Consider the following 3,093-nt stretch of genomic DNA (forward strand, 5'->3'; position numbering starts at 1 on the left):
TTCATGCTTCCGGAAATCATCATCAAGGCCCATGACCTGGGCTTCAAGATCAAGGAAGTCCCCTCCAACCACCGCGGCCGCAAATGGGGCAAGTCTTCCCTCAACATGAAGATCATGGGGCATGCTCTCGTGGATGCCTTCCGCTTCTGGATGCACCGCCGCTCCCCGAAATACAATCCGGGTTCCCGCCCGTCGCCGCGCCAGGAATCGCTGGCCGCGCTGAAAAGCTGATCCATTTAAAATTCAAAAAGGGAAAGTTCCGCGCAGGACGATTCTGTCCATGGCAGGAATTTTAACGGTAAGCGGTCATCATCCAGGCTTTGGGGCGGAGCAGGATACGCGGAATCGCGCTGAGCCCGTTCAAAAGGCCATGGAGTGCCGGCATCGCCTGGATGCGCTGGGCGAGGCGGAGCTTCCACGTGTCGCGGCTGCCCCGGAGATTTTTGCGATAAACGTAATCGTCAATGAAGGAAAAAAAGTGCAGCTTCACGCTGCGGAATCCGCCGTCTTTGGCGCCGCGGCACCATTGCGGGAGCGTGTACGCGTTTTCATTGAAGCCTTCATCGATAGCTTCCTGCAGCGCCTTTCCGGACTTGTCCTCGAAAATGCCGAACGCGCATTCGTGCAGCGCCACAACTCGGCCGCCCGGCCGGAGGACGCGCGCGAATTCCGAAAATAGCGTCTTGAGATCTTTGCAGTGATGGATGACCGAGTGAGAAAAAATAATGTCGAACGACTGGTCCGCGAACGGAAGCCGGTTCATGTCCCCCATCAGCCGGTCGAAATAAGCGCCGTCGGCATCGAAATAAAGGTCCGCGGCCTGAAGGTAGTTTGAAACTTCCAGCGCCACCACGCGGCAGCCCTTCTGCGCAAAACGCCACGATGCCCAGCCGAAACTGGCGCCGACTTCCAGGATCGTTTCTTCGCCGGTCAGCTTCATGAATTCGAGCGTCTTGAAAAAACGTTCGGCATTGCCGCCCTGATTGTCGAAGCTGCCGCCGGGCTTGAAAAGGTCGCTGCCATCACCGGCCGGGAGCGAAAGAAAAACGCTGCGGAAACGCTCGAGGGTCTCACGATTGATCGGATATTCGGCGTTCGCGGTTCTCAGGTAGCTGTGCGCTTCGGCGTGCTTTTTTTCATGAGCCACTTCAGGGGCCAGCTCTCCGAGCATATCGAGAATGCCGTCCAGGATCGAATAGACGGCGCCGCAGCTTTCGCAGGCCAGGGAGCCTTCACGGATTTCGCGCGCGTCTTCACGCGTTTGGGAAAAACGCCAGGAGGATTGCCCGCACGCCGGGCATTTCAGCAGGGACGCTAAATCTTTTTTCATCGACGGTAAACTCGCTTTGGGGGGGGCGTGCAGCCATGGTACCCGCAAACAAGGCCGTTGTCCTGCAAAATCTTTTGGTTTAGCCGGGCTTACGGCGCCAGAGGGCAAACCCTTCGCTTTCAAACTGCGGTTCATAGCCGAGCGCCGTCATCTGCGGACGCTCCTCGCCTGCGGGCCGCGTGCCGGGCTCCCAAAAACTCTCGTCCCAGACCACGAAGTCCGGCTTCAGGCGGCGCGCCTGTTCGGCTTTCGAGGGTTCCCCATTATAGTCGAATTGCCAGACCTCTTTGTGATTCGGCGTCTGCGCGATGAAATTGTTGTGAGTCAGGACCGAAGATGCGCTGGGAAGCGCGCGGAGCTGCCCGCGGACCACGGCGTTATGCGCCGTCAGCCCCTGGGAAGACTCCCACATGAAAAAAGCTTCCGACGGGCCGGAGCGCAGCACCGCCACAGCGAGGAGCGCAAACAGGATCCAGTTCCTGTTGGCTTGCAGCACGGGGCGGCGCAGGAGATTTTTATAGCCGTAAACCGCGGAGATGACGACAAAAAGAGAGAGGCCGGCCGTGTAATGGTAATTGAGCGACATGTAGGTCTCGTTCCGGGAAAGGACGTTCTGAGCAAAGGTAGGCAAGGTCAGAAGGATCGTCGGGTGAAGGAAAGACAAAAACAAAAAAGGCGAAAAAATCTTCGCGGCATAGGACAAGACATCGCTGCGGAATAAAAATCCAAGCCATGCGCGCCAGGAATCCAGATGCTTGTAGGACCCTTCGTACAGCGAGGCGTGCCCGCTGAAATACGGCACGACCCATTTGACTTCCCAGACCAGCAGCAGGGCCGAAACAATCATCAGCACGAGGCCGAGCCCCCGCTTTTTCAGAAAAAGAAACGCGTAGACGCCGAAGATGAACGGGATGAGCAGCATGTTTTCTTTGGCGCTGGCAATGACGGCCAGGCAGAGCAAAAAAGGAAGGGTTCTGTTTTTTTTCAGCAGCATGAAAGCCGCGATCATAAACGGCTTGACGAGGATTTCCGGATGAAAATCTTCATGAATGGGGCTTCGCACGGGAAGGTAAAAACAGAACGCAAGCACGAACGCGAGGGCGGCGGTCCAGTCCCCCGTTTCCTCGCGGGTGAAGGCGGCGATCAGCGGCAGGCACGCGGCCGTCATGAGCGCCTGAAGGATAATCAGGTTTTGCGGGTCAGGCCACAGCGAATAAAGCGGCGACAGAGGGAAGAGGAGAAAGCTCACATGGTCGCCCAGCAGGCTGATGCCGCCTTTCAGGGACGAATATTGGGGAAGCCCGTGGACGGTGTTCCAGAGCGCCTGAGCAAAAATCCCCAGGTCAAAGCCGCGGGACTCGAGTGCCGCATGACGGATAAGGCCCGCGGCGATCAGGGACCCCGTAAATCCCGCGGTCATCAAGGCCAGGGACAGCTTGGCATGATTTCCCGCCGCTTCACGCACGGCGCGGACGAGCAGGAAGCGGTCGAATTCGCGGCGTTCGAGAGCATAGGCGATCCCCAGGAAGCCCGCAAAAACCAGGACGCACAGCCGCATGATCTTGGTGCAGGATTTCTTTGAGGTGAAGTCGTGGACGATGCCGAAGGGAATCAGTGGAATAAAATTGGTGAGGATTCCGAAAGCGCAGACTAAAAAAACAACGGTGAGCGTAAGATCGAGAAGGCGAAAGCGGCCTGAGGTGGAAGCGCTGCTGCGGAGAGCCGGAGGGGCGCCGCTCATGAACTCAGGACATGCCGGCCCC

The 3,093-nt window shown here is 57.8% G+C and carries 3 protein-coding genes; 1 reads left to right on the forward strand and 2 read right to left on the reverse strand.

The window, feature by feature from the left end; all coding sequences use genetic code 11:
* Positions 1-231 (forward strand): hypothetical protein (locus tag VL688_12180; protein HTL48808.1); only part of this gene is annotated, 231 nt, incomplete at its 5' end.
* A gap of 61 nt (positions 232-292) precedes the next feature.
* Here VL688_12180 and VL688_12185 read toward each other — a convergent pair.
* Entirely contained in the window at positions 293-1,330 is a 1,038-nt protein-coding gene (locus tag VL688_12185) for a methyltransferase domain-containing protein (protein ID HTL48809.1), read from the reverse strand.
* A gap of 79 nt (positions 1,331-1,409) precedes the next feature.
* The coding region (locus tag VL688_12190) for a DUF2079 domain-containing protein (protein ID HTL48810.1) at positions 1,410-3,093 on the reverse strand (1,684 nt) is incomplete at its 5' end.

It is taken from the genome of Verrucomicrobiia bacterium (assembly GCA_035495615.1).
Classification (GTDB): domain Bacteria; phylum Omnitrophota; class Omnitrophia; order Omnitrophales; family Aquincolibacteriaceae; genus DATJFP01.

Coding starts and splice junctions, on each gene's coding strand:
- VL688_12185 (HTL48809.1), bottom strand. CDS start 1,330: ATGAAAAAAGATTTAGCGTCCCTGCTGAAATGCCCGGCGTGCGGGCAA.